The sequence below is a fragment of the Streptomyces hawaiiensis genome, assembly GCF_004803895.1.
GTDB classification, from domain to species: Bacteria; Actinomycetota; Actinomycetes; order Streptomycetales; family Streptomycetaceae; genus Streptomyces; species Streptomyces hawaiiensis.
In genome coordinates this window covers 2,831,350-2,855,396 of the sequence record NZ_CP021978.1, presented here as the reverse complement: position 1 = coordinate 2,855,396, position 24,047 = coordinate 2,831,350, and the positions used below count along the sequence as shown (strand labels likewise).

At 72.3% G+C, this 24,047-nt stretch carries 21 protein-coding genes, 3 tRNA genes and 1 pseudogene; 11 read left to right on the top strand and 14 right to left on the bottom strand.

From position 1 onward, the window contains the following. Nucleotides 1-3: 3 nt before the first annotated feature. Nucleotides 4-771, top strand: coding sequence for an enoyl-CoA hydratase-related protein (locus tag CEB94_RS13180; RefSeq protein WP_175432403.1), 768 nt, complete (start codon nucleotides 4-6; stop codon nucleotides 769-771). Between the two features lie 208 nt (nucleotides 772-979). Here the strand turns inward: CEB94_RS13180 and CEB94_RS13175 are convergent, their stop codons facing one another. After that, nucleotides 980-1,678 (bottom strand): SanA/YdcF family protein, encoded by a 699-nt coding sequence (locus CEB94_RS13175; protein ID WP_175432402.1) that lies wholly within the window; start codon nucleotides 1,676-1,678, stop codon nucleotides 980-982. A gap of 215 nt (nucleotides 1,679-1,893) precedes the next feature. Here CEB94_RS13175 and CEB94_RS13170 point away from each other — a divergent pair, with 215 nt between their 5' ends. The 4 genes from CEB94_RS13170 to dnaG all read left to right on the top strand — a co-directional run bounded on the left by CEB94_RS13170 (nucleotide 1,894) and on the right by dnaG (nucleotide 7,442). Further along, nucleotides 1,894-2,664 (top strand): sirohydrochlorin chelatase, encoded by a 771-nt coding sequence (locus tag CEB94_RS13170; protein WP_175432401.1) that lies wholly within the window; start codon nucleotides 1,894-1,896, stop codon nucleotides 2,662-2,664. 100 nt (nucleotides 2,665-2,764) lie between these two features. Continuing rightward, entirely contained in the window at nucleotides 2,765-4,042 is a 1,278-nt protein-coding gene (locus CEB94_RS13165) for a deoxyguanosinetriphosphate triphosphohydrolase (protein WP_175432400.1), read from the top strand. A gap of 166 nt (nucleotides 4,043-4,208) precedes the next feature. Beyond that, nucleotides 4,209-5,474 carry an NAD(P)/FAD-dependent oxidoreductase gene (locus CEB94_RS13160; protein WP_175432399.1) on the top strand — a complete coding sequence of 422 codons (1,266 nt, stop codon included), beginning with the start codon at nucleotides 4,209-4,211 and terminating at the stop codon, nucleotides 5,472-5,474. A gap of 48 nt (nucleotides 5,475-5,522) precedes the next feature. After that, on the top strand, nucleotides 5,523-7,442 hold the full coding sequence (gene dnaG / locus CEB94_RS13155) for a DNA primase (protein WP_175432398.1): 1,920 nt from the start codon (nucleotides 5,523-5,525) through the stop codon (nucleotides 7,440-7,442). A gap of 6 nt (nucleotides 7,443-7,448) precedes the next feature. On the opposite strand, the pseudogene CEB94_RS13150 reads toward dnaG, so the two are convergent. Both CEB94_RS13150 and CEB94_RS13145 read right to left on the bottom strand, forming a co-directional pair. Next, a pseudogene (locus tag CEB94_RS13150) lies at nucleotides 7,449-8,446 on the bottom strand (nucleotidyl transferase AbiEii/AbiGii toxin family protein). Then, nucleotides 8,443-9,060, bottom strand: coding sequence for a hypothetical protein (locus CEB94_RS13145; protein WP_175432397.1), 618 nt, complete (start codon nucleotides 9,058-9,060; stop codon nucleotides 8,443-8,445). The pseudogene CEB94_RS13150 and the gene CEB94_RS13145 overlap by 4 nt, the downstream one beginning before the upstream one ends. A 139-nt stretch (nucleotides 9,061-9,199) precedes the next feature. Here CEB94_RS13145 and CEB94_RS13140 point away from each other — a divergent pair, with 139 nt between their 5' ends. Beyond that, on the top strand, nucleotides 9,200-10,498 hold the full coding sequence (locus CEB94_RS13140; RefSeq protein ID WP_175432396.1) for an RNA polymerase sigma factor: 1,299 nt from the start codon (nucleotides 9,200-9,202) through the stop codon (nucleotides 10,496-10,498). A gap of 154 nt (nucleotides 10,499-10,652) precedes the next feature. Here CEB94_RS13140 and CEB94_RS13135 read toward each other — a convergent pair whose 3' ends face one another. The 4 genes from CEB94_RS13135 to CEB94_RS13120 form a co-directional block, all read right to left on the bottom strand. Then, the gene (locus CEB94_RS13135; protein ID WP_175432395.1) at nucleotides 10,653-12,581 is read right to left on the bottom strand and encodes an ABC transporter ATP-binding protein; all 1,929 of its coding nucleotides are present in this window, start codon (nucleotides 12,579-12,581) and stop codon (nucleotides 10,653-10,655) included. Continuing rightward, a complete protein-coding gene (locus tag CEB94_RS13130; RefSeq protein WP_175432394.1) occupies nucleotides 12,581-14,314 on the bottom strand; it encodes an ABC transporter ATP-binding protein in 1,734 nt (577 codons plus the stop codon). Before CEB94_RS13130 ends, CEB94_RS13135 begins: the two co-directional genes overlap by 1 nt. Nucleotides 14,315-14,424: 110 nt before the next feature. Further along, nucleotides 14,425-15,873 (bottom strand): xylulokinase, encoded by a 1,449-nt coding sequence (locus tag CEB94_RS13125; RefSeq protein ID WP_175432393.1) that lies wholly within the window; start codon nucleotides 15,871-15,873, stop codon nucleotides 14,425-14,427. 171 nt (nucleotides 15,874-16,044) lie between these two features. Continuing rightward, entirely contained in the window at nucleotides 16,045-16,350 is a 306-nt protein-coding gene (locus CEB94_RS13120; RefSeq protein ID WP_175432392.1) for a YtxH domain-containing protein, read from the bottom strand. A 159-nt stretch (nucleotides 16,351-16,509) separates the two neighbouring features. Here CEB94_RS13120 and CEB94_RS13115 point away from each other — a divergent pair. The 3 genes from CEB94_RS13115 (at nucleotide 16,510) to CEB94_RS13105 (ending at nucleotide 16,924) form a co-directional block, all read left to right on the top strand. Continuing rightward, nucleotides 16,510-16,582: transfer RNA gene (locus tag CEB94_RS13115), tRNA-Asn, on the top strand. A gap of 5 nt (nucleotides 16,583-16,587) precedes the next feature. Continuing rightward, nucleotides 16,588-16,660 (top strand) — tRNA-Asn (locus CEB94_RS13110). A gap of 190 nt (nucleotides 16,661-16,850) precedes the next feature. Beyond that, nucleotides 16,851-16,924, top strand: a tRNA-Ile gene (locus CEB94_RS13105). A gap of 80 nt (nucleotides 16,925-17,004) precedes the next feature. Here the strand turns inward: CEB94_RS13105 and uppS are convergent. The 7 genes from uppS to CEB94_RS13070 all read right to left on the bottom strand — a co-directional run bounded on the left by uppS (nucleotide 17,005) and on the right by CEB94_RS13070 (nucleotide 22,544). Then, nucleotides 17,005-18,879 (bottom strand): polyprenyl diphosphate synthase, encoded by a 1,875-nt coding sequence (uppS, locus tag CEB94_RS13100; RefSeq protein WP_342789605.1) that lies wholly within the window; start codon nucleotides 18,877-18,879, stop codon nucleotides 17,005-17,007. Between the two features lie 103 nt (nucleotides 18,880-18,982). Beyond that, nucleotides 18,983-19,948, bottom strand: coding sequence for a YihY/virulence factor BrkB family protein (locus tag CEB94_RS13095; protein ID WP_175432391.1), 966 nt, complete (start codon nucleotides 19,946-19,948; stop codon nucleotides 18,983-18,985). A gap of 69 nt (nucleotides 19,949-20,017) precedes the next feature. Then, entirely contained in the window at nucleotides 20,018-20,260 is a 243-nt protein-coding gene (locus CEB94_RS13090; RefSeq protein ID WP_175432390.1) for a DUF6411 family protein, read from the bottom strand. 51 nt (nucleotides 20,261-20,311) lie between these two features. Beyond that, nucleotides 20,312-20,485, bottom strand: coding sequence for a hypothetical protein (locus CEB94_RS13085; protein ID WP_175432389.1), 174 nt, complete (start codon nucleotides 20,483-20,485; stop codon nucleotides 20,312-20,314). Continuing rightward, complete coding sequence (locus tag CEB94_RS13080; RefSeq protein WP_175432388.1) at nucleotides 20,482-21,261, bottom strand: cytochrome c oxidase assembly protein; 780 nt, start codon at nucleotides 21,259-21,261, stop codon at nucleotides 20,482-20,484. Before CEB94_RS13080 ends, CEB94_RS13085 begins: the two co-directional genes overlap by 4 nt. Next, complete coding sequence (locus CEB94_RS13075; RefSeq protein ID WP_246111785.1) at nucleotides 21,258-21,704, bottom strand: DUF2243 domain-containing protein; 447 nt, start codon at nucleotides 21,702-21,704, stop codon at nucleotides 21,258-21,260. The genes CEB94_RS13080 and CEB94_RS13075 overlap by 4 nt, the downstream gene beginning before the upstream one ends. Nucleotides 21,705-21,845: 141 nt before the next feature. Then, on the bottom strand, nucleotides 21,846-22,544 hold the full coding sequence (locus tag CEB94_RS13070) for an ANTAR domain-containing protein (RefSeq protein ID WP_175432386.1): 699 nt from the start codon (nucleotides 22,542-22,544) through the stop codon (nucleotides 21,846-21,848). 185 nt (nucleotides 22,545-22,729) lie between these two features. Between CEB94_RS13070 and CEB94_RS13065 the strand changes: the two genes are divergently transcribed. Both CEB94_RS13065 and CEB94_RS13060 read left to right on the top strand, forming a co-directional pair. After that, complete coding sequence (locus tag CEB94_RS13065; RefSeq protein WP_342789604.1) at nucleotides 22,730-23,086, top strand: STAS domain-containing protein; 357 nt, start codon at nucleotides 22,730-22,732, stop codon at nucleotides 23,084-23,086. Next, nucleotides 23,083-24,036 carry an anti-sigma factor RsbA family regulatory protein gene (locus tag CEB94_RS13060; RefSeq protein ID WP_175432384.1) on the top strand — a complete coding sequence of 318 codons (954 nt, stop codon included), beginning with the start codon at nucleotides 23,083-23,085 and terminating at the stop codon, nucleotides 24,034-24,036. The genes CEB94_RS13065 and CEB94_RS13060 overlap by 4 nt, the downstream gene beginning before the upstream one ends. The last annotated feature ends 11 nt before the right edge of the window (nucleotides 24,037-24,047 follow it).

Below are 24,047 nucleotides of genomic sequence, written 5' to 3'. Positions count from 1 at the left end.
CGGATGAACCATCTGAAGGTGGAACGGCACGGCCGAGTGGTGACCGTGCGCCTGCACCGCCCGCACGTCCGCAACGCGCTCAGCAGTGAGCTCCTCACCGAACTCCTCGACGTGCTCCGCCCGTTGGACACGGACCCCGGAACCGGCTGCTTCGTCGTCACCGGCTCGGACACGGTCTTCGCCGCCGGCGCCGACATCAAGGAGATGGCCGGGAAGTCGGCCGCCGACATGGCGGCCGAGGACTACTTCGCCGGCTGGGAGGAGTTCGCGGACCTCCGCACCCCGAAGATCGCGGCCGTCAACGGACACGCCCTGGGCGGCGGTTGCGAGCTGGCCATGATGTGCGACCTGGTCGTCGCGGGGGAGTCGGCGGTCTTCGGCCAGCCCGAGATCAAGCTGGGCGTGATCCCCGGCATCGGCGGCACCCAGCGGCTGACCCGCCTCGTCGGCCGGGCCAAGGCCATGGACCTGGTGCTCACCGGCCGCACGATGGACGCACGGGAGGCTGGACGCTGCGGTCTCGTCTCCCGCGTGGTCCCGGACGACCGGGTCCTGCCCGAGGCCCTCGAAGCGGCGGCGGCGATCGCCTCCTACGGCCGCGCGGCGGTCAGGGCGGCCCGCGAGTGCGTCGACCGGGCCCTGGAGACCGGCCTGCGCGACGGCGTCCGCTTCGAACGCCACGTCTTCCACGCCCTGTTCGCCACCGACGACCAGAAGGAGGGGATGACGGCGTTCCTGGAGAAGCGCCCACCGGCCTTCCGAGGGCGCTGACAGCCGGGGCGGGACGCGCGGAGCACACCGGCCGCGCTCCCGCCCCCGGCCGCGTTCAGGGGCCGTGCCCGGTCAGGACACGCCCCGGATCAGCACTCGTATGGTGTCCGCCCACCCGGCGCCGAAAGCGCCGAGCTTGGCGCATCCGGCTCCGGCGCACCCGCGGCGGCCATCACCGGCGCAACCCGCCGGCGGGGAAAGCCCGGATTCATCCGAGCGTCCCTTCGGCCTTGGCCAACGCCCTGTGCACCCCTGGCTCCCGCGGCCCGAGGAACCGTGGATCCGGCCGGAACACCGCGTCCAGAGCGGCCTTCCCGGCGGCGAGGATCTCCCGGGCGCCCCCGTAGTACCAGGTCGCGTCGTGCACGGCGTCCACCCCGACCCCGTACGAGGTGACCCCCGCCGCCTCGCACAGCGCCACGGCCCGCCGGATGTGGAAGCCCTGGCTGATCAGCACGGCCTCGTCCACCCCGAAGATCTTTTTCGCGCGCACGCACGAGTCCCAGGTGTCGAACCCCGCGTAGTCACTGACGATCCGCCCGTCGGGCACCCCGTGCCGCGTCAGGTACACGCGCATCGCGTCCGGCTCGTCGTAGTCCTCGCGGCTGTTGTCCCCGGTGACGAGCACCACCTCCACCCGCCCCTCCCGGTACAGCTTCGCCGCCGCGTCGAGCCGGTGCGCGAGATACGGCGAGGGCTCCCCGTCCCACAGCCCGGCACCGAACACCACGGCCACATCGGTACGCGGCACATCCGCCGCCGTACGCAGCCGGTCACCCGCCACGGTGTACATCCACGTCGCCGGAAGCAGCGCGAGCACGCACCCGGCCATCACGGCCTGCACCAGCCTCCGCTGCCCACGCCGGGTACGCGGCAGCCGCAGTCTGCGAAACGCCGGTATGCGCATCGGACGGTCCCTCCCCAGGTCGACCCCCTCGACAGTCAGGGACGCCCTCCCGACCCGCCCGGTTCACCCGCAGCCACGTGACCAGGTTCACCCTGTTCACGGAAACCGCAGGTCAAGTCAGCTCACACACCCCCCGTCCCGCATCGTGAACCGCTGGAAAACACTCGTGACGCCCATGCAACGGGAAGGCAACGTGGCGCCACGACCATCGGTACATGCCCAGTCAGCTCAGCCTCGTCCCGCCGCCCGCCACGCGCCGCCCGGCCCCGCCCGCCCTCGTGGTCGTGGCGCACGGCAGCCGCGACCCCCGCGCGCTGAGCACCGTGAGCGCACTCCTCGACCGGGTCCGGGCCCTGCGCCCCGACGTGCCGGTGCACCTGGGCCACATCGAACTCAACGCCCCCCTGCTCCCCGACACGCTCGCCGCCCTCGGAGACACGGAGGCGGTCCTCGTCCCCCTCCTCCTCAGCCGCGGCTACCACGTCAAGCAGGACATCCCCGAGATGGCCGCGGCCTCCCCGGCCCGCATCCACCTGGCGGCCCCCCTGGGCCCCCACCCCCTCCTGGTGGACGCCCTCCAGGCCCGCCTCCTGGAAGCCGGCTGGGGTGCCACACCCCGCCGCACCAGCGCGGTGGTCCTCGCCGCCGCGGGCTCCCGCGACCCGGACGCCAAGACGGACACCGCCCGCACGGCCCACCTCCTGGCCGCCCGCCTCGGCGTCCCCGTGATCCCGGCCTACGCCTCGGCGGCGACCCCCACGGTCCCCACGGCCGTCCGCACCCTCCTCGCCAGGGGCCGCCGCCACATAGCCCTGGCCTCCTACTTCACAGCCCCCGGCCGCTTCGCCACGGAGTGCACCCAGGCGGCCCCCTGGATAGCAGCGGCCCCCCTGGGCACCCACCCGGCGATGGCCCAGCTCCTCCTCCACCGCTATGACGAGGCATTGACGGCGTCGCCCGTGGTTCCTGAACTGGCTTCGGCTTGATGCCCTAGGGGGCGCGGGGAACGGCGCGACAAGCCACACACCACCCGCACACGCCCGAAAACAGAGCCCCCCACACCCATGGGCGCCTACTGTTCGACACATGGCAGGCACCGCACAAACCCCCACCGCCTACGACCCGACGTCAGTCGACCGCTGGGCCCCGGAACCCGACAAACGCCCCGGCCGCACCGCCTTCCAGCGCGACCGAGCCCGGGTCCTGCACAGCTCGGCGCTGCGCCGTCTCGCCGGCAAGACCCAAGTGGTAACGCCCGGCACCCGGGGCCCCGCCTGGGACGCCAGCCCCCGCACCCGCCTCACCCACTCCCTCGAATGCGCCCAGGTCGGCCGCGAGCTGGGACTGGCCCTCGGCTGCGACCCCGACCTCGTGGAAGCCGCCTGCCTCTCCCACGACCTCGGCCACCCGCCGTTCGGCCACAACGGCGAACAGGCCCTCAACGAGTTCGCGGCCGACTGCGGCGGCTTCGAGGGCAACGCCCAGTCCCTCAGGCTCCTCACCCGCATCGAGCCCAAACGGTTCACCCCGGACGGCTCCGTCGGCCTCAACCTCACCCGCGCCGCCCTCGACGCCGCCACCAAGTACCCCTGGCCCCGCGGCGCCCACCCCACCGACCCGGCCTCGAACAAGTTCGGCGTCTACGAGGACGACCGCCCGGTCTTCGACTGGCTCCGCAAGGACGCCCCCGGCACCCGTATCTGCTTCGAGGCGCAGGTCATGGACTGGTCCGACGACGTGGCCTACTCGGTGCACGACGTGGAGGACGGCCTGCACGCCGGCCACATCGACCCGAACTGTCTGCACGCCGACCCCGAACGCCGGGACGTCTTCCAGGTCGCCCTCGGCCGCTACGTCCCCGCCGACTCCGACCCGGCCGAGCTCGCCGAGGCCCTGGACCGGCTCCTCGCCCAGGAGTGGTGGCCGCACGGCTACGACGGCACCGCCGTCGCCCAGGCCCGCCTCAAGGACGCCACCAGCCAGCTCATCGGCCGCTTCTGCCTGGCCGCCGAGACCGCGACCCGCACCGCGTACGGCGCCGGACGGCTCACCCGGTACGCCGCCGAACTGGTCGTTCCGCGCGAGACCCGGACGGAGTGCGCCGTCCTCAAGGCCGTCGCCGACCTCTACGTCATGCAGCGCGCCGAGCAGGAGCGGCTGCGCGCCGACCAGCGGATCGTCGTCGCCGAACTGGCCGAGGCGCTCACCGCCCGCGCCCCGGACGGCCTGGACCCGCAGTTCCGCGCCCTGTTCGACCGGGCGGCGGACGACAGGGCACGCAAGCGGGTGATCGTCGACCAGATCGCCTCGCTCACCGACACCTCCGCCCGTTCGCTTCACGCCCGTCTGACGGGGCATGGATGAGACTGACGCGACGGGCGGGGCGCGAGCACCCTTCCATGTGACCCTCCGTGGCCTGATCGGGTCACTCCCTCTTCCCGCATCACGCTCCGTGCGGGACGCTCGCAAGTGGCGACACCCGCTGTGTTTTCTGGGGCGACACCCCCCAGACCCCGGTAGGAGGCATCAAGTGGTCGACGCGGATCAGACATTCGTCATCGTCGGAGGCGGACTGGCCGGCGCCAAGGCGGCCGAGACGCTCCGCGCGGAGGGCTTCACCGGCCGCGTGATACTGATCTGCGACGAACGCGACCACCCCTACGAGCGCCCGCCCCTGTCCAAGGGCTACCTCCTCGGCAAGGAGGAACGCGACAGCGTCTTCGTGCACGAACCCGCCTGGTACGCGGCCAACGACATCGAGCTCCACCTCGGCCAGACCGTCGACGCGATCGACCGCACGGCGAAGACGGTCCGCTTCGGCGAGGACGGCACCGTCGTCCGCTACGACAAGCTGCTCCTGGCGACCGGCGCCGAGCCCCGCCGCCTCGACGTCCCGGGCACGGACCTGGCGGGCGTGCACCACCTGCGCCGCCTCGCCCACGCCGAACGCCTCAAACACGTCCTGACCAACCTCGGCCGGGACAACGGCCACCTCGTCATCGCCGGTGCCGGCTGGATCGGCCTGGAGGTCGCGGCGGCGGCCCGCGAGTACGGCGCGGAGGTCACCGTCGTCGAGCACGGGCCGACCCCGCTGCACGGCGTGCTCGGCCCGGAGCTCGGCGCGCTCTTCGCCGAGCTGCACCGTGAGCACGGGGTGCGCTTCCACTTCGGCAGGCGGCTGACGGAGATCGTCGGCCAGGACGGCATGGTCCTCGCGGCCCGCACGGACGACGGCGAGGAGCACCCGGCGCACGACGTGCTGGCGGCGATCGGCGCGGCCCCGCGCACCCACCTGGCGGAGGCGGCAGGACTGGAGATCGCCGACCGGGCCCACGGCGGCGGCATCGTCGTCGACGAGGGACTGCGCACCTCCGACCCGGACGTCTACGCCGCCGGTGACGTCGTCTCCTTCCCGCACGCCCTCTTCGGCACGCGCGTGCGCGTCGAGCACTGGGCCAACGCCCTCAACGGCGGCCCGGCGGCCGCGCGCTCCATGCTGGGCCGCGACGTGACGTACGACCGCGTGCCCTACTTCTTCTCCGACCAGTACGACCTGGGCATGGAGTACTCCGGCTGGGCGCCCCCGGGCAGCTACGACCAGGTGATGATCCGCGGGGACGCCGGCAAGCGCGAGTTCATCGCGTTCTGGGTGAAGGACGGCAGGGTCCTGGCCGGCATGAACGTGAATGTGTGGGACGTCACAGACAAGATCCAGCGTCTGATCCGTTCGAGGGCCCAGGTCGACACCGAGGCCCTGGCCGACCCGCACACGCCGCTGGACTCCCTCACCCCATAGCCGTCAGGAGGCGTCAGGACTGTCGGTCCACCACCGTAGGATTCACACGTGGCAGGACGGATCAACGACGAGGACGTGAAGGCGGTACGGGACGCGGTCCCGATCGACGCCGTGGTGTCCGAGTACCTCCAGCTGCGCAACGCGGGCGGCGGAAACCTCAAGGGTCTGTGCCCGTTCCACGACGAGAAGTCGCCCTCCTTCCAGGTCAGCCCGAGCAAGGGGTTCTTCCACTGCTTCGGCTGCCAGGAGGGCGGCGACACCATCACGTTCGTGATGAAGATCGACCACCTCTCCTTCTCGGAGGCGGTCGAGCGCCTGGCCGGCCAGGCGGGCATCACCCTGCGCTACGAGGAGGGCGGCTACAACCCCTCCCACCAGCGCGGTGAGCGGATCCGCCTGGTCGAGGCCCACAAGATCGCCGCCGACTGGTACGTGGAACAGCTCGCCACCAGCGCGGAGGCCGACGCCGGCCGCCAGTTCCTCGCCGAGCGCGGCTTCGACCAGGCCGCCGCCCAGCACTTCTCCGTCGGCTACAGCCCCCAGGGCTGGGACCACCTCACGCGTTATCTGCGCGGCAAGGGCTTCACCGACAAGGAGCTGCTCCTCTCCGGCCTCTCCCAGGAGGGCCGCCGCGGCCCCATCGACCGCTTCCGCGGCCGCCTGATGTGGCCCATCCGCGACATCGGCGGCGACGTCGTCGGCTTCGGCGCCCGCAAGCTCTACGAGGCGGACAACGGCCCGAAGTACCTCAACACACCCGACACGGCGATCTACAAGAAGTCCCAGGTCCTGTACGGCATCGACCTGGCGAAGAAGGACATCGCCAAGGCGTCCCGCGCGGTCGTCGTCGAGGGCTACACGGACGTCATGGCCTGCCACCTCGCGGGTGTGACGACCGCCATCGCCACCTGCGGCACCGCCTTCGGCGCCGACCACATCAAGATCCTCCGCCGGCTGCTCATGGACAACGGCTCGGCCCGCGTCATCTTCACCTTCGACGGCGACGCCGCCGGCCAGAAGGCGGCCCTGCGCGCCTTCGAGGACGACCAGAAGTTCGCCGCCGAGACGTACATCGCCATCGCCCCGGACGGCATGGACCCCTGCGACCTGCGCCTCGCCAAGGGCGACGAGGCCGTCGCCGACCTGGCCGAACCCCGCACGCCGCTCTTCGAGTTCGCGCTCCGCCAGATCGTGAGCCGCTACGACCTCGACACCCCGGCGGGCCGCGCGTCCGCGCTGGACGAGGCCGCCCCGATCGTCGCCCGCATCAAGAACAGCGGCGCCCAGCACGAGGTCGCCGTCCAGCTCGCCGGCATGCTCGGTATCCTCGACACCCAGTTCGTGGTCAAGCGCGTGGCCCAGCTGGCCCGCTGGGCCCGCGACCGCGGCGGCAAGGGCCCGGCCCCCGAGCGGCGCCACCAGGGGCAGCGGTACGCCGGCCCGCCCCAGCAGGCCACCTCCCGCGGCCCGGCCCTCAACCTCCGCAACCCCGTCTTCGCCACCGAGCGGGAGCTCCTCAAACTCGCCCTGCAGCGGCCCGAGTTGGTCTCCCCGGCCTTCGACGCGTACGGCGTGGACGAGTTCACCGCCCCGCCCTACGCCGCCGTCCGCCAGGCCATCTTGGACGCGGGCGGCGCCGAACCGGGCGTCACCGACCCCCAGGACTACCTGGTCAAGGTCCGCGAGGCCGCCCCGGACGACGCGGTCCGCGCGATGGTGACGGAGCTGGCCGTCGAGGCGATCATGCTGCACAAGGGCGTGAAGGGGGTCGACGAGGTGTACGCGGGCGCCCAGCTGGTGACCGTGCGCCGCCGGGCCGTCGAGCGCCGTATCCGCGACATCACGGGCCGGCTCACCCGCCTCGGCACCCACGGCGACCCGGCCCAGCTGGCCGCCGTGCAGAACGAGCTGTGGGTCCTCCAGCAGTACGACCAGACCCTCCGGGAGCACGGCGCCGCCGCACTCTGACGCCGGTCAGGGCTCGATCCCCTCGAACGTCGGCGTCACCGCCCGCACCAGCCGGCCGGCGAATTCCCGCTCGTCGTCCCGGAACCGCGGGTACTCGGTGACGAAGTGGTTCCACTCCACGTACCCGACGGCCTCCACCACGTCCTCCAGCAGGATCTTCTCGCGGTAGGGGTACGGCCACTCGCCCGACAGCCGGAACACCTCGTGCAGCAGCTCATAGGGCAGCGGGTGCCGCTCGGCCAGCAGGACGGCGTCGTAGAGGTCCTTGCCCTGGGCGTGCATGTCGTTGATCACCCACATCAGCTTCCACGCCAGCGACAGCTCCGGCGTCGCCGCCCGCACGACCGCGCCGCCGGGCGCTCCACCGGCTCGGGCTCCTCGGGCAGCCGCTCGTTGAAGACGAAGTCCAGCTGGACATGGCCGCCGGGCAGTCCGGGCGCGCCCCAGGGGAGCACCATGCGCCGGCCGGGCACCCGCTCGTAGGTCCAGATGTCCTCGACCACCGCGCCGCGCGCCGAGATCCCGACCTCCTGCCCCTGCGCGTCGGCCAGCTCCTGCGCCGCCTCCGCGATCCCGGTCAGCATCCGGTCCGTCCGGCCGTCCTCCATCCGCCAGGTGTGCGGCACGACGACGAAGTCCAGGTCGCCGGGCTCGCGGGCGGCCTCCCCGAACCACGCCGCCATCAGCACACTGCCGCGCAGCACCAGCGCGTCCACCCACTCCGAGCCGGCGACAGCGGCCAGCACCAGGTGCAGGGCCCGGCGGCGGGCTGCCCGCCACGCCTCGCCCCGGGTCGGGTCGGTGAAGCGCGGGTCCGTGGCCCGGTAGGCCTTTTGGTGGTGCTTCAGGGCCGGGTCGAAGACCGGGCGCTGCGTGACGTCGTCCCCCGGCACGGTCCGCAGAGTCTTCGGCAGCTGCTCCGCCCTCCGGGTGGCGTCGTCCAGCGGCTCCCGGGGTATCTCCGGGCTCCGCCAGCCGAACCTCTCCCACGCCGTCCCGGTCATGTCCGTACCCCCATCGGTTCCTCCAGCCATCCGTCGTCCACCGACATGTCACTGTCGTGGAGCACGAACTCCCGCTCCACGCCCAGCACTTCGAAGCCGTCCAGCTCCGTGAGCAACCGCTCCAGTGCCCGGCCGGCGCCTTCGGCGTCGACCGCGCGGCAGCGCTGGGTCACGAACCGCTCGTGCCGTGGGCCGCGCACCCGCCGGGCGTTCCATGACAGATGGGCGCCGTGCGGCACGACGCGCGCGCCGAGGGCCGCCAGGTCCGTGCCCGGGTCGAGCAGCAGCTTCACATGGTGCTCGAAGTACCGTCCGTCGCCGCACGGTTCGCGCGGCACCTCCGGTGCCCACGGCGACGACTCGATCTTCACGCGCACGGGCTCGAAACCGTCCGCCCGCAGGCGCGCCGCCACCTCCCGCGCGCGAGCCGCTTCGCGGGCGTACGACGGCGAACCGGACAGGGTGAGCATCGGCTGGTCGCGCATCCGGCCCCTGGCCAGCACGATGGGGGTGAGCTTGAACCCGCCCGCGGCCGCCCAGCGGCGCAGCCGCGCGGACTCGCCGGGGCCGGCGCAGCGGACCGTCACATGCGATTCGTACAGGGAAGCGGACATCGGTCGATCGTCGCAGACCGGGGGCGCGTGAGGCACCCGGGTTTCCCACGAGGGGCAACCGCCCGGTCACGGACCGGAAGCAAAAAGTCACCGCACGCCCCTCGTGGCGAGGATGTGTCTTACCCCACACTGGGTTCCGGTGCCTGAGTCCTCGGAGCGCGGCCGATCCGTCACCCACGGGTCCCAGACCCCCGCGGTTCCGCTCATCGCGTACGGGACGGAAAGCGGCGAGGCCGTCGACTCCGCCCCCGAAGTACCGCTGCCGTCCCCCCTGGCAGCGATCATCCTGGAGGTCGCCCCCGTGCAGACCCAGACCCTCACCCAGACCGACGCCGGTGCCGCCTCCGGCGCCGACGGGACCGCGCCGGACGCGGAGGCGGACGCCCTGCCCGCGGTCCCGGCGCAGAGCCGCGCCGTGCACCACCCCGAGTCGGAACCGGAGCCGGAGGAGCCGCCCGCCGGGGCCATCGAGCCGGCCGAGGTCCCCGAAGCAGTCGAGCCGCCGCCGGCCCGGGCCGAGACCGGCAGCCCCTCCTCGGACCTGTTCCGCCAGTACCTGCGGGAGATCGGCCGCATCCCCCTGCTGACCGCCGCCGAGGAGGTCGAACTCGCCCGCCGTGTCGAGGCCGGCCTGTTCGCGGAGGAGAGGCTGCGGCTCGCCCCCGACCTGGACAGCCAGCTCGCCCTGGACCTGGACCGGCTCGTCGTCATGGGACGCATGGCCAAGCGCCGCCTGATCGAGGCGAACCTGCGCCTGGTCGTCTCAGTCGCCAAGCGCTACGTCGGCCGCGGCCTGACCATGCTCGACCTCGTCCAGGAGGGCAACCTCGGCCTGATCCGGGCGGTCGAGAAGTTCGACTACGCCCGCGGCTACAAGTTCTCCACGTACGCCACCTGGTGGATCCGCCAGGCCATGTCCCGCGCCCTGGCCGACCAGGCCCGCACGATACGGGTCCCGGTCCACGTCGTGGAGCTCATCAACCGGGTCGTCCGCGTCCAGCGCCGCATGCTCCAGGAGCGGGGCTACGAGCCGACGTCGGAGGAGGTCGCAGCCCACCTGGACCTCGCGCCGGAGCGGGTCAGCGAGGTCCTGCGCCTCGCCCAGGAGCCGGTGTCACTGCATGCGCCCGTGGGCGAGGAGGACGACGTCGCCCTCGGCGACCTCATCGAGGACGGCGACGCCGCCAGTCCCGTCGAGTCGGCCGCGTTCCTCCTGCTCAGGGAGCACCTGGAGGCGGTTCTGTCGACGCTGGGGGAGCGGGAGCGCAAGGTGGTCCAACTCCGCTACGGGCTGGCGGACGGCCGCCCCCGCACGCTGGAGGAGATCGGCCGCATCTTCGGTGTGACCAGGGAACGGATACGGCAGATCGAGTCCAAGACCCTGAACAAACTGCGGGATCACGCGTTCGCGGACCAGCTGAGGGGCTATCTGGACTGATGCCGTCTGCGGGCCGGTGGGGGCCGGTCGCGCAGTTCCCCGCGCTCCTTGGGCCGCGCAGCTGACGCCCCTTCAGGGGCGCGGGGAACTGCGCGACCAGCCGCAGCGGGCCCGCAGCCGCCCCACGACACTCCGTGGCATCCCCGAAAGCGGCTCAGTCGACCTCGGCGACCGCCTGCGCGAACTGGGCCTTGTACAGCCGTGCATAGGCCCCGTTCCCGGCCAGCAGCTCCTCGTGCGTCCCCTGCTCCACGATCGACCCGTTCTCCATCACCAGGATCGCGTCCGCGTCCCGGATCGTCGACAACCGGTGGGCGATGACGAACGACGTCCGCCCGTGCGCCAGTTTGGCCATCGCCTTCTGGATCAGCACCTCCGTGCGGGTGTCGACCGAGCTGGTCGCCTCGTCCAGCACCAGGATCACCGGGTCGGACAGGAACGCCCGGGCGATGGTGATGAGCTGCTTCTCACCGGCGCTGACCCCCGAACCCTCGTCGTCGATCACGGTGTCGTACCCGTCCGGCAGCGTCCGGACGAACCGGTCCGCGTGCGCCGCCCGGGCCGCCTCCTCGATCTCGCCCCGGGTCACCTTCCGGGACGCCCCGTACGCGATGTTCTCCGCGATCGTGCCGCCGAACAGCCAGGTGTCCTGGAGCACCATGCCGATCCCGGCCCGCAGCTCGTCCCGGGACATCCGCGCGATGTCGACCCCGTCGAGGGTGATGCGCCCGCCGGTGACGTCGTAGAACCGCATCAGCAGGTTCACCAGCGTCGTCTTGCCGGCGCCGGTCGGGCCGACGATGGCGACGGTGTGCCCGGGCTCGACCTTCAGCGACAGGTCCTCGATGAGCGGCTTGTCCGGGTCGTAGCGGAACGACACGTGCTCCAGCGCCACCTGCCCGCGCAGCTCCTCCGGCCGTACGCCCGGCACCGGGTCGGCGCCCTGCTCCTCCGCGTCGAGCAGCTCGAAGACCCGCTCCGCCGAGGCGACACCCGACTGCACCAGGTTCGCCATGGACGCGACCTGCGTCAGCGGCATGGAGAACTGCCGCGAGTACTGGATGAACGCCTGCACATCACCGATGGACAGTGAGCCGGAGGCCACCCGCAGCCCGCCGACGACCGCGACCAGCACGTAGTTGAGGTTCGACACGAACATCATCAGCGGCTGCATGACCCCGCTGTTGAACTGCGCCTTGAACCCCGCCTCGTAGAGCGCGTCGTTCTGCTCGGCGAACTGCTCGGCCGACTCCTCCTGCCGTCCGAACACCTTCACCAGGGTGTGCCCGGTGTACATCTCCTCGATGTGCGCGTTCAGCGTGCCCGTCGAGCGCCACTGCTGCACGAAGTGCGGCTGCGACCGCTTGCCCACGCGTGTGGCGATGACGAACGACAGCGGCACGGTCACCAGCGCGACCAGCGCCAGGATCCAGGAGACGTAGAACATCATCGCGAGCACGCCGATGATGGTCAGCACCGAGTTGATGAGCTGCCCCATCGACTGCTGGAGCGTCTGCCCGATGTTGTCGATGTCGTTCGTCGCCCGGGACAGCACCTCACCGCGCTGGCGCTTGTCGAAGTACGACAGCGGCAGCCGCGACAGCTTCGTCTGCACGTCCTCGCGCATCCGGAACATGGTCCGGTTCACGGCCCGGTTCACCATCCGCGTCGCCACCGCCATCAGCAGCCCGGCCACCGCGAACACGCCCAGCGCGAGCAGCAGCACATGGCCGACGGCCGTGAAGTCGATGCCCTCGCCCGGGGTGAAGTCGGTGCTGCGCAGCATGTCGGCTTCGTCGCCGTCCCCGCGCTGCCGCATCTGCTCCAGGACCTGCTCCTTGCTCGCCCCCTCCGGCATGCCCCGCCCGACGATGCCGGCGAAGACCAGGTCGGTCGCCTTGCCGAGGATCTTCGGCCCGACGACGTTGAGGCCGACGCTGAGCACCACGCACAGCAGCAGCACGTAGATGGTGATCCGCTCCGGCCGGAACCGCGCCACGAGCCGTTTGCCCGACCCCTTGAAGTCGAGCGAGCGCTGGTCGGGGCCGCCCCCGGCCATCATCCGCCCCATGGGCCCCGCCATCAGGCAGCCTCCGCTTCCGTGAGCTGGGAGAGCACGATCTCTCGGTAGGTCTCGTTGTCCGCCATCAGCTCGTGGTGCCGGCCGGTGCCGACGACCCGGCCCTCGTCGAGGACCACGATCCGGTCGGCGTCCCGGATGGTCGCCACCCGCTGGGCGACGATCACCACGGTCGCCTCGGCGGTCTCCTGTGTGAGCGCGGCCCGCAGGGCGGCGTCCGTGGCGTAGTCGAGCGCGGAGAAGGAGTCGTCGAAGAGGTAGATCTCGGGCCGCTGCACCAGCGTCCGGGCGATCGCCAGCCGCTGCCGCTGCCCGCCGGAGACGTTCGTCCCGCCCTGGGCGATCGGCGCGTCGAGACCGCCCTCCAGCCCCTGGACGAAGTTCTTGGCCTGCGCCACCTCCAGCGCGTGCCACAGCTCCTCGTCGGTGGCGTCCGGATTGCCGTAGCGCAGGTTGGTCGCCACGGTCCCCGCGAACAGGTACGGCTTCTGCGGCACCATCCCGACCGTCTTGGCCAGCAGCTTCGGGTCGATCTCCGCCACCTCGACACCGTCCACGAGCACCTGCCCGTCGGTCGCGTCGAACAACCGCGGGACCAGCCCGAGCAGGGTGGACTTGCCGCTGCCGGTCGAGCCGATGACGGCGGTCGTCTCACCCGGCCGGGCCACCAGGTCGACGGCCCGCAGCACCGGCTCCTCGGCCCCCGGATAGCGGAAGCCCGCCCCGCGCAGCTCCAGATGACCGTGTCGGCGCAGCTCCCGCACGGGCGCGGACGGCGGCACGACGCTCGACGAGGTGTCCAGCACCTCCTGGATGCGCTCGGCACACACCTCCGCGCGCGGCACCATCATGAACATGAAGGTGGCCATCATCACGGACATGACGATCTGCATCAGATAGGCGAGGAACGCGGTCAGGTCACCGATCTGCATGCCGCCGCTGTCGATGCGGTGCGCGCCGAACCACACCACGGCGATCGACGACAGGTTCACGACCGTCATGACGATCGGGAACATCAGCGCGAGCAGATTGCCGGTGCCCAGCGCGACGTCGGTGAGATCGGTGTTGGCCTTCCGGAAGCGCTGCTGCTCGTACTCGTCCCGGACGAAGGCGCGGATCACACGGTTGCCGGTGATCTGCTCGCGCAGCACCCGGTTCACCGCGTCCAGCCGCTCCTGCATCGAACGGAACAGCGGCCGCAGCCGCCGCACGATCAGCGTCACGCAGATGCCCAGCACCGGCACGACCGCCACCAGCACCCCGGACAGCGGCACGTCCAGACCGAGCGCCAGCACGATGCCGCCCACGCACATGATCGGCGCCGACACCAGCAGCGTGAACGTCATCAGCGTCAGCATCTGCACCTGCTGGACGTCGTTCGTCGTCCGGGTGATCAGCGACGGCGCCCCGAAGTGTCCCACCTCACGCGCGGAGAACGACTGCACACGGTCGAACACGGCGCCGCGCACGTCCCGCCCGAGCGCCGAGGCCGTACGGGCGCCGTAGTACACGGCGCCGATGTTGCACACGACCTGGATGAGCGAGATGGCGATCATCAGGGCGCCGTAGCCCAGGATGTAGCCGGTGTCGCCGTTCACGACACCCTGGTCGATGATGTCCGCGTTCAGCGTGGGCAGGTAGAGCGTGGCGCAGGTCTGCAGGAACTGCAGCAGCACCAGCAGGGCGATGGGTCTCTTGTAGGGCCTGAGATAGGTCCGCAGGAGTCGTATGAGCACGCTGCTTCTCTCGGAGTGGACGACGAGGCGGTTGGTTGCCCCTGGCCCCTATCGTCGAACACTCCACCCGCGTTACCTCAACCGAATTAACCCAACAGGCGGTCAAAAGGTCAGAGAGCTCCGGGATGCGTCTGCTCCCGCACCGCCACGAACTGCTGCCGCACCGCCTGCCCCACGGCCAGCTCGTCCCCTGGCTCCAGCACCTGCGCCACCGCGCCCTGCCAGGTCGGCGGATTGCGTACGTCGAGCGTGCCCTGCGTCGCACCGAGCGCCCAGGCCGCCTGGCGGGCGGCGCCGATCGCCGCGTAGTCCGCGGGCTGCGGCACCACGACCTGCGTCCCGAACAGCGCGGGCGCCGCCGCCTGCACGGCGGGCAGTTCGGCGGCCTGCCCGAGCAGGAACACGCGCCGCACGTCCACGCCCCGGCCGCGCAGCACGTCCAGCGCGTCCGCGAGCCCGCACAGCATGCCCTCGAAGGCGGCCCGCGCCAGGTGCTCCGCCTTCATCGACTCGCGCCGCAGCCCGGCCAGGGTCCCGGCGGTGTGCGGCAGGTTCGGCGTCCGCTCGCCCTCCAGATAGGGCAGCAGCACCAGCCCGTGCGACCCGGGCGTCGACTTCATCGCCAGGTCGGACAGGCTCTCCAGATCGGGCAGCCCCAGCAGCTCCGCGGCCCCGCGCAGCGTCCTCACGGCGTTCAGCGTGGTGACGACGGGCAGGTGCATGCCGGTCGCGTCCGCGAGCGCGGTGATCATCCCGGACCCGTCGACCAGCGCCTCGGGGTGCACGGCCATCACGGACCCGGACGCGCCCAGCGACACCACCGCGTCGCCGAGGCCGATGCCAAGACCGAACGCCGCCGCCATGGTCTCGCCGGTGCCCACGGAGATCAGCAGCCCCTCCGGCGTCGTACCGGCAGCGTCCGCCGGGCCGATCACCTCCGGCAGCATCACCTGGTGCCCGAGCGCCAGCTCGACGAGATCGGGCCGGTAGGCGCCGGTCGCCGCCGACCAGTAGCCGGTGCCGGAGGCCCCGCCCCGGTCGGTGGTTCTCCTGACCGGCCGGCCCAGCAGCTGCCACACCAGCCAGTCGTGCGCCTGGAGGAGGATCGCGGTGCGCTGCGCGTTCTCCGGCTCGGTCCGGGCCATCCAGCGCAGCTTCGTGATCGGCTGGGCGGCCTGCGGCACACACCCCACCGCCTGCGCCCACGCCTCGCGCCCGCCGAGCGCGTCGACCAGATCGGCCGCGGCGACCTGCGTCCGCTTGTCGCCGCCGACCATCGCCGGCCGCACGGTGTTGCCCTGCGCGTCCAACGGCACGACGGCGTTCTGCTGCGCCGAGACGCCGATCGCCTGCACGCCCTCCAGCAGCCCGCCGCCCGCGGCCTCGCCCAGGGACAGCAGCCAGGCCTGCGGATCGACGTCCGACGGCCGGCCGCCGCCATCGGGGCTCTCCACCGGATGCGGTGCATATCCCTGCCTGAGCACGGCTCCGGAGTCCGTGTCACAGACGACGATACGAGTGAAATCGGGTGAACTGTCCAACCCGGCGACTATCCCCATGGCCAAAATTCTGCCGTACCGCTGCGCTCGCTGGAGCCGTGGGCGCCGTGAGGGTGTCGCCGGGTTTCGGGTGCGGGCCTCGTCGTGGCTGGTCGCGCCCACGCGGCGGAGCCGCACATCGATACAGCCCCGCGCCCCTTTCGGGGCGCTGACGTGCTCGGCATCAAGGGATCACGTGTTGCTCGTGCCCCAGTCGTCCGCGCCGCCGTTGTGGGTGGCCCGGTCGCGAAGGGAGCGGACCCGGTCGGCCACGGAGTCGGGCACGCGGTCCCCGACCTTGTCGCTCACCACGTGGTACGCCTTGCCCGCGAACTCACGGCCTTGGTGGGCCGCCGTCTCGGCGGTGTTGCGGACCGCGGGGTTCTGAGCGAACTGCCGGGCTGATTTCTTCAGCTGCTCGTAGCGCTCGCGCCCGGCCCTCGTGCCCAGCACGTAACCCAGGACGACTCCGGCGACGAACGTGAGCCGGTAACGCATGGCGGCCACCCTTTCCTTGCGTAGGTCTCCGGTGCGGCGTCGGTGCCGGGGAGTACCGATTGGCGAAGCACCCCCCTGCTTGCGCTAATGTATGTGTCGCAGCGAACGCGCGCCCCCTGGCGAATACCCGGGTAGGTGCGTTCGATGCATACGAGACCTTCCTCGGTAGCTCAATTGGCAGAGCAGCCGGCTGTTAACCGGCAGGTTACTGGTTCGAGTCCAGTCCGGGGAGCTCGGTCCTCCGTAGCTCAATTGGCAGAGCAGCCGGCTGTTAACCGGCAGGTTACTGGTTCGAGTCCAGTCGGGGGAGCAGGTTGAACGAGGGCCCCTCTCAGGGGTCCTTTTTCATGTCCGATCGGCTGTCCCGGGAACCGCGCGGCGTCCGGCGCAGTCCTCAAGGTCACGTAGGCCGTGCGCAGCCGCCCAGCCGAAGCAGGAGATCGTATGAGCGGCTATGCTGCGGCAGACGGCGCGCACACATGTACGCGACACGCCGCTATGGGGCGGTAGCTCAGCCGGTTAGAGCAGCGGACTCATAATCCGTCGGCCGTGGGTTCGAGTCCCACCCGCCCCACCGCGCGCTACACGCGCAGAACCGTTTCTACTCGCGGGATCGCGAGAATGACGGTGCCGCACCAGGGCGGCATTCCTGGTTCACCCGCCCGGCCCCGCAGCAGGGGCTGTTGAACAGCGCTCTGCTGACGGTCCGTCGGCGGGGGCCGTGTCCGGGGTCGAGCCGTGGCGGCGCTGGCGGTGGGTGTAGGCGGTGATCGCCTGCCAGAGGTCGCGGCGATCGGCGTCGGGCCACAGACCCGGGGTGAAGTGCAGCTCGGCGTAGGCCGTGTGCCAGGGCAGGAAGTTGGAGACCCGCTGTTCCCCGCCCGTGCGCCAGAGCAGGTCCACGTCCGGCATGTCCGGGTGGGGCAGGTGCCGTGCGAAGTCGTCCTCGGCGATCAGGCCGGGCTCCAGATGACCTGCCCGCGCCCGGCCGGCCAGGGCGGCGGCCGTGCGGGTGAGCTCGTCCCGGCCGCCGTAGTCGATGCACATCGTCAGCGTCAGGCCGGTGCGGGCGCGGGTGGTGCGCTCCCGCAGGTGGAGCACGTCGACCAGGTCGGGGGGCAGGCGGCCGGCGCGGCCGTGCCAGCGCAGCCGGACGTCCAGGTCGCGGAAGGGGTTCTCGTCCATTTCGCGGCGCAGCAGGTCGAGAATCGCGTCGACCTCCTCCGGGTCGCGGTGCCAGTTCTCGGTGGAGAAGGTGTAGAGCGTCAGGTGGCGCAGGCCGATGTCCAGGGCGCCGTGGACCACCTCGCGGACGGCGCCGGCACCGGCGCGGTGGCCCTCGTGCCGGGGCAGGCCGCGCTCCTGGGCCCAGCGGCCGTTGCCGTCCATGATCACGGCGACGTGGGTGGGGAGGTCGTCGGACGGGATGTCCGGTGCCTGTTCGCCGCTGGGGTGGGGCGGCGGCGGCAGGAAGGTGCTGGTGGGTGCCGGCAGGGCGGGTGCCGCCGGCCTGTGGGCGTCGGGGCGTTGCGGCGGCGGCACCGTCAGCGGCGTCAGGCTCCAGGCCAGGGCCGCGCGGGCCCGGGCGGGGGCGAGGATGCGGGCCCGGGTGCGGAGGGTGGGCCCGGGCGGGGAGCGGAGGAGGGCCGGGCCCGCCGCGTCGACGGCGTCGAGCTGGGCGCGCAGCAGGGCGGCCATCGTGTCCAGGACCGTGGCGGGGCCGGGGTGCATGCCGCGGGTGAGGACCTCCTGGGTCACCCACTGGCGGGCCAGGCCGGTCAGCCGCGTGATCAGGGCGGCGACGGCGGGGCTCCAGCGGCGCTGCGCCAGGTCGGCGGCGGAACCGGGATGGAGGTCGAGGGCCTCGGCGGGCAGCAGGAGGTCGCCCTGGGCGAGGTCGGCGGACAGGTCGGTGAGGATGTCGGTGAGCCGGACGCCGTCGATGAACGCCTCGTAGGTCTCCCGGGTGTCCAGACGCAGTGCCACGGGGACGCCGGCCCGGTCGAAGACCGTGCGGACCTGACCGAACCAGGGCAGGAGGTTGTCCCGGCCCCAGGTGCGCCACTGTGCCCAGTCGGCGAAGTGCCTGCCGCGGGTGTCGTCCTGGACCTGGGCCATGGCGTCCCGCAGCTCGGACAGGTCCAGGCGCCAGCGGTTCGCGGTGTCCACCAGGGCGTGACGGACCGGGTCCGGGCTGGAGCCGGTGGGCAGTTCGCGGTGCAGGGCGGTGATCCAGGCCTCGACCCGGGCGGCCCGCTCGGCGGCGGGTGCGGTGCGGTCGTCGCCCAGGTCGTCGAGGTCGTTGGCGGCGGCCCACAGGGCGTGCAGCGCCGGGCGCAGGGCCGCGGGCACCAGCTGGATCAGCGCATACTCCGCCGGGTCCTGGTCCTTCGTCCGGCGCCGGCACAGTCGGTAGGCCGCCCGCAGGGCCGGGTCGTCGCCGGTCACCGGGCGTCCGGCCGGCCCGGAGGCTCCGTGGGGCGCTTCTCGGTCTGCCGGTGCTGTGGTCGCGGGGGGCACATCGGTCACACCGAGGACGATACGTCCTGGTTCAGCGCGGTGATCACAGGGGTTGGGCGCGCGTCAGCGATCCGCCCCCGCCCACCCGCGCGTGACCGCCGGCGCCGGCAGGTCACGGGCCCGGCCCCGGGTCGGGGTGCACGGCCTCGGTGATGCCGGCCCGGGCCGCTTCGAGCTGAGCGGCGAAGGCGATGCCGAGGAACAGGGCCACGCCGGTCAGGTTGGCCCACAGCAGCAGGGCGACGAAGGCCGTCAGCGGCCCGTAGACGGCGCCGAAGGAGCCGCTCTTGGCGACGTAGAGCGCCAGCAGCCAGGTGGCCGTGATCCATAGCACCAGATGGACCGCGGAGCCGAACGCCAGCCAGGTGTAGCCCGGTTGGTCCCGGCGGGGCGCCCAGCGGAAGATCGCCGAGGAGGCGACCCAGGCGAGCAGCACGCCCAGCGGTACGTCGAGAGCGCCCCACCATTCGAGCCAGGTGCGGGACCAGCCGAGGGCCTGCACCACCGCGCCGCCGACGGCGTCACCGGCCACGAGCACGAGGAACCCCAGGACCATCGGCATGCCCGCGACGACGGCCAGGAGCAGGGAACGGCCGTACTTGGCCAGGAAGGGCCGGTCGCGCTCGATGCCGTAGATGCGGTTGGCGCCACGCTCGACCTGGGCCATCGCCGAGGCCAGGTTGAGTACGGCGAACGCCAGGCCCAGCCACATGGCGACAGCGCCCCAGACGCCGGAACCGGCGCTGCGCGCGGTGCCGTCCAGGGCGTCCTCGACCAGGTCCGCGCTGGCGCCGGGCACGATCCGGCCGAGGGTGAGCTCGATGATCCGCCCCACGCTCTCCGTGTGCACGGTGGTGGCCACACCGACCAGGGCGATGGTGAACGGCACCATGCCGAGAACCACCTGGAAGGCGAGGGAACGGGAGCTGCTGAAGCCGTCGGCGTAGCGGAACCGGGTGAACGCGTCGAGGAGCAGCCGGCGGCCTCCGTAGCGCCGCAGCGCGGTGAACGCCTCGTCTCCGGAGAGTTCCTCCCCGATCATGTCCCGCGTCTGCGGGACGTGCACTGCGGTGCCCATCGAGAGGGTCTCCTTCTGCCTGCCCTGCGTACCGGACCAGCATGCCGGGCGGCACGGCCGCGTGATGGGTCAGAAGGGCATCCGGCCGCGGGTGCGGCGGCCGGCCGATCCGCTGCGGCTCACCGCGCGGGAACTCGAGTGGAAGGGCTTGCTGAAGAGCCTGCCCAGGACACCGGGCGCCTTGCCGCCGGCACGGGCGCCGGCACCGAGCGAACGCTGGGTGCCGTGTTCGGGGTGCCGCGAGAGGCGGGGGACGAGGAAGGCGAGCACGGCCAGAAGCACGCACCCGGCGATGACGACGGCGACGATCACGAGCAACTCCCTTGACTGTGGGGGAGATACGGGTGCCCCGTCGTGCCGCCTCTATGTGGCCTCCTCCGTGGCGGAGCCTGTGCCGTCCGCCGCGTCGCCGTCGCCTTCTTCCTGGGCGCTCGTGTCGTCGCGGTCGCCCTCCGCCTGGGACGGGGTGGGGCGCGGGGTCGTGTCCTGCTCGTCGTCGCGGTCGCCTTCGGCCTGGGACGGGGTGTGGTCGCTCATGGTGTTCCTCCTGATACGGCTGCCTGCTGCCGGGTACCCCGGTGGGGCCGCGAGCACCGGCCCTGCGCGCGGTACCACTGGCCGGCCAGCAGCAGGGCCAGGGCGATCTCCGCCGCGTCACCGCCGTAGTACATGAGCTGCGAGGCGAGGTGCAGGTCGGCGGGGGTGTGGGCGGTGCCGGGTGGGCCCGTGGCCCACAGGCTCTTCGCGAGGACCGCGTGGGCCGCGGCGGCGGCCAGGAGGGTGCCGCCCCGCAGCGCCCAGCCGGGCCGGTGGCGTATCGGGTCCACGGCGAGGAGGGCGAAGGTGAAGAGAGTGCCGGCGGCGAAGAGGTGGAGGTACAGGAGGGGACTGTGGTGGAGGGCGGGCGGCAGTGGAGCCCGGTAGAGGAGCCACAGGCCGCCGATGTCCAGGGCCGCGGCGACGGGCGGGAAGACGAGCGCCGTGACGAGACGGGAGCGGGTCAGCGAGACCAGGGCGCGACGGCCGGGGAGCGGGAGGGTCCGCAGGGCCAGCGTGACGGGGCGGGACAGGACGACCGGCAGCGGCGCCGCCATCCCGGCCGTCACATGGGCGGCCGTGTGCGCCGTGAACGGCGGCAGCCACGCCTCCCACGGCACGGCGAACGCGGTCACGAGTAGACCGCCGCCCAGCCAGAACCCCGCGTCGCGGCGCACCGGCCAGCGGTCCCCGCGGCGCCGCAGCCGGGCGGCGCAGGCCGTGTAGAGCAGACAGCCCAGCAGGACGAGGACCGGCAGGGGAGCCGGGGTCGTCACCGCGCGCTCCCGCGCCGCGCGCGCCGGGCCCGGCGCCACAGGAGCAGGCCGGCCAGCAGGAACAGGGCGGCGATCACGTTCCACGCCCAGTCGTACGGCCGGGGATCGACCTCGTAGCGGATCTGGTGCAGGCGCAGCAGCTTGTGCTGGACGGTGCCGTCGTAGAGCTGGAAACCGCCGAGCCCCAGGCAGACGCCGGACCACCACGCGGGCCGCAGCAGGGTGTCCTTGCGGCGCAGGTCGGCGTAGAGGAACAGGCCCGCCACCATGGCCAGCCAGCCCCCGGCGTGGAACAGGCCGTCGGAGACCAGCCCCATGTCGGCGGTGGACCTGTCGTAGAAGTGGTGCCAGTGCAGCAGCTGGTGGAAGACGGTCTCGTCGACGAACGCGGCGATGCCGACCCCCGACAGCGCCCCACCGGTCACGGAACGGCGGAACGTCACCCGTCCTCGCCCGTGGTCTCGCGGATCTCGACGCTCAAGGCGGCTGAAACCCATGGGGGTTCTCCTCGGCGAAGGCGGGCCGGAGCGGGCCGCCGCCGGGTACCCGGGGCCTCCGGCGCAAAACCGCACGCCCCGGCCTGCTCAACCCCTGCGGCGCGTTATGACAGCCCGCTGCAACGCCGTGCGCAGCTCGGCCGACGGCGGTGGGCCGTCCGCTTCCGCACTCGCCGTCACCGCCGCGGCGACATCCCGCAGCTTCGTGTTCGACAGCTGGGACGTCTCCCGCAGGATGTGCCACGCCTCGTCGGACGTGCAGCCGTGCGTGGCCATGAGGATGCCCCGCGCCTGGTCGATGACCGGGCGGGAGGCGATGGCATGGCGCAGCTGCTCGACCTCCTCCTGGAGGACGTGCAGGCGCTCCTCGCGTTCCTGGGCGACCGCCGAGGAGGCCTGGGTGGCCGACGGCACCGCGCAGACGGGGCCGGTGACGTCCAGGCCGGCCAGCGGGTCGGTCGTGTCCAGGCCCGCCAGCTCCAGGATCCGGCGCGGCTGGCCGTTCCAGTTCGTCGCCGTCACCGTCAGCGACCGCTGCCGGCCGTGGTCGGCCAGCACGTCCAGGAACTGCAGACCGGCCGTGTCCATGAAGTGCACGCCCGCCATGTCCAGGTCGACCCGGGTGACGGTCGCCGGCAGGCCGGCCAGGGTTCTGGCCAGGATGTCCGCACAGCCGTGGACGAGCTCGCCACGCGGGGCGAGCTCGGCGCGATCCGCGTCGACGCGGCCACGGATGACCAGGGTGTCCAGCCCTCCTGTGAGATGTGGTGATGCCGCTGAGGTCATGTCACCGCCTTGTCGGTCCTCGTCGGTCGTGTTCGTCTCGCCGGACTGCACGACGTCACACGCCCCCGTGGACGTCGGCGTGAGGTGCGCCTGCCCTCCGTACGGCGTACTACACACCTCTCGGGGGAATGAGCTTCTCCTGTGCGGGTACGAGCGCTGTGGTCCAGAAGCGTGGGGAGAAGGGCTTGAACACTCGGCAGCAGATGTCGGCACCGGGCCCTCGTGGCCCGGTGCCGGGCCTGGCGGTGTTCCCGCTGGCCGGTCAGCGGGGCGTCCGGGCGGCGGGTGAGGTCGGCCTGACGACACGTGCGATCTGGGAAGGCGTACTGGAGCAGGCTGTTCGCGAGGATGAGGACGTGTACTACCTAGAGCTGTCCGACGTGACGTTCGTCGACGTCGCGGGCGCCGGTGCGCTCGCGGCGGCCGCCGGGCAGCTCCGGGACGGCCGGCGGTTCGTGGTGCGCCGCCCGCCGCCCGCCCTGCGCCGCACGCTGGACCTGCTGTGGCCCGGCCAGAAGGGAATCGAGGTGTCGGCATCATGACCACTGCGGTCACCGAGCCCTTCGGTCCCCTCGATCCCTTCGTCCACCCCGCGCTCTTCTACCGGGACGAGCAGGACTACCTCGACGGCACCGTGCCCTTCGTACGCGAGGGGCTGGAGGCCGGCGAACCGGTGGCCGTCGCCGTGCCCGGCAAGAACCTCGCCCTGATCCGGGACGCGCTGGGCGACGACGCCGCCGCCGTGCGGCTCCTGGACATGCGCGAGGCCGGACGCAACCCCGGGCGGATCATCCCCGGTGTGCTGCGCGCCTTCGCCGACGCCCAGCCGGCCGGTCGCCGGGTGCGCATCATCGGCGAGCCCATCTGGGCCGGCCGCTCCGACGCCGAGTACCCCGCCTGCGCCCAGCACGAGGCGCTCATCAACGCCGCCTTCCAGGGCCGTACGGCGACCATCCTGTGCCCGTACGACGTGGAGCGGCTGCCCGAGCACGTCGTCGCCGACGCCTACGCCACCCACCCGACCGTCATCCACCCCGGCGCCCGCGCGGAGCAGCGCAGTGACGCGTACGCCCCCGGGGACGTCGTCAGCCGCTACAACGAGCCGCTGGCGCCGGTGGAGGAGGCGCTGACGTTCGCCTTCGACTCCGACTCGCTCTCGAACGCCCGGCACGTGGCCGTCGGGGAGGGCGCGCGGCTCGGCCTCGTCGGTGTGAAGCTGGACGACCTGGCCCTCGCCACGGCCGAACTCACCACCAACAGCGTGGTGCACGGCGGCGGTTCGGGCGTGCTGCGGCTGTGGGCCGAGGACGGGTACGTGGTGTGCGAGGTCCGCGACGAAGGGCACCTCGCGGACATCCTGGCCGGGCGCCGGCCCGTGCCCCGCGACCAGCGCGGCGGGCGCGGGGTCCTGCTGGTCAACCTGATCGCCGACCTGGTGCGGGTGCACCGGAGCGACAGCGGGACGACCGTGCGCTGCTGGTTCGCCCGCTGACCGGGGCCTGA

Bases quoted from the DNA above. Each gene is read 5' to 3' on its own strand.
- CEB94_RS13180 (WP_175432403.1), top strand. From the start codon at position 4: ATGAACCATCTGAAGGTGGAACGGCACGGCCGAGTGGTGACCGTGCGC.
- CEB94_RS13175 (WP_175432402.1), bottom strand. From the start codon at position 1,678: ATGCGCATACCGGCGTTTCGCAGACTGCGGCTGCCGCGTACCCGGCGT.
- CEB94_RS13170 (WP_175432401.1), top strand. From the start codon at position 1,894: ATGCCCAGTCAGCTCAGCCTCGTCCCGCCGCCCGCCACGCGCCGCCCG.
- CEB94_RS13165 (WP_175432400.1), top strand. From the start codon at position 2,765: ATGGCAGGCACCGCACAAACCCCCACCGCCTACGACCCGACGTCAGTC.
- CEB94_RS13145 (WP_175432397.1), bottom strand. From the start codon at position 9,060: ATGTCCGCTTCCCTGTACGAATCGCATGTGACGGTCCGCTGCGCCGGC.
- CEB94_RS13135 (WP_175432395.1), bottom strand. From the start codon at position 12,581: ATGGCGGGGCCCATGGGGCGGATGATGGCCGGGGGCGGCCCCGACCAG.
- CEB94_RS13125 (WP_175432393.1), bottom strand. From the start codon at position 15,873: ATGGGGATAGTCGCCGGGTTGGACAGTTCACCCGATTTCACTCGTATC.
- CEB94_RS13120 (WP_175432392.1), bottom strand. From the start codon at position 16,350: ATGCGTTACCGGCTCACGTTCGTCGCCGGAGTCGTCCTGGGTTACGTG.
- CEB94_RS13095 (WP_175432391.1), bottom strand. From the start codon at position 19,948: ATGGGCACCGCAGTGCACGTCCCGCAGACGCGGGACATGATCGGGGAG.
- CEB94_RS13085 (WP_175432389.1), bottom strand. From the start codon at position 20,485: ATGAGCGACCACACCCCGTCCCAGGCCGAAGGCGACCGCGACGACGAG.
- CEB94_RS13070 (WP_175432386.1), bottom strand. From the start codon at position 22,544: ATGACCTCAGCGGCATCACCACATCTCACAGGAGGGCTGGACACCCTG.
- CEB94_RS13060 (WP_175432384.1), top strand. From the start codon at position 23,083: ATGACCACTGCGGTCACCGAGCCCTTCGGTCCCCTCGATCCCTTCGTC.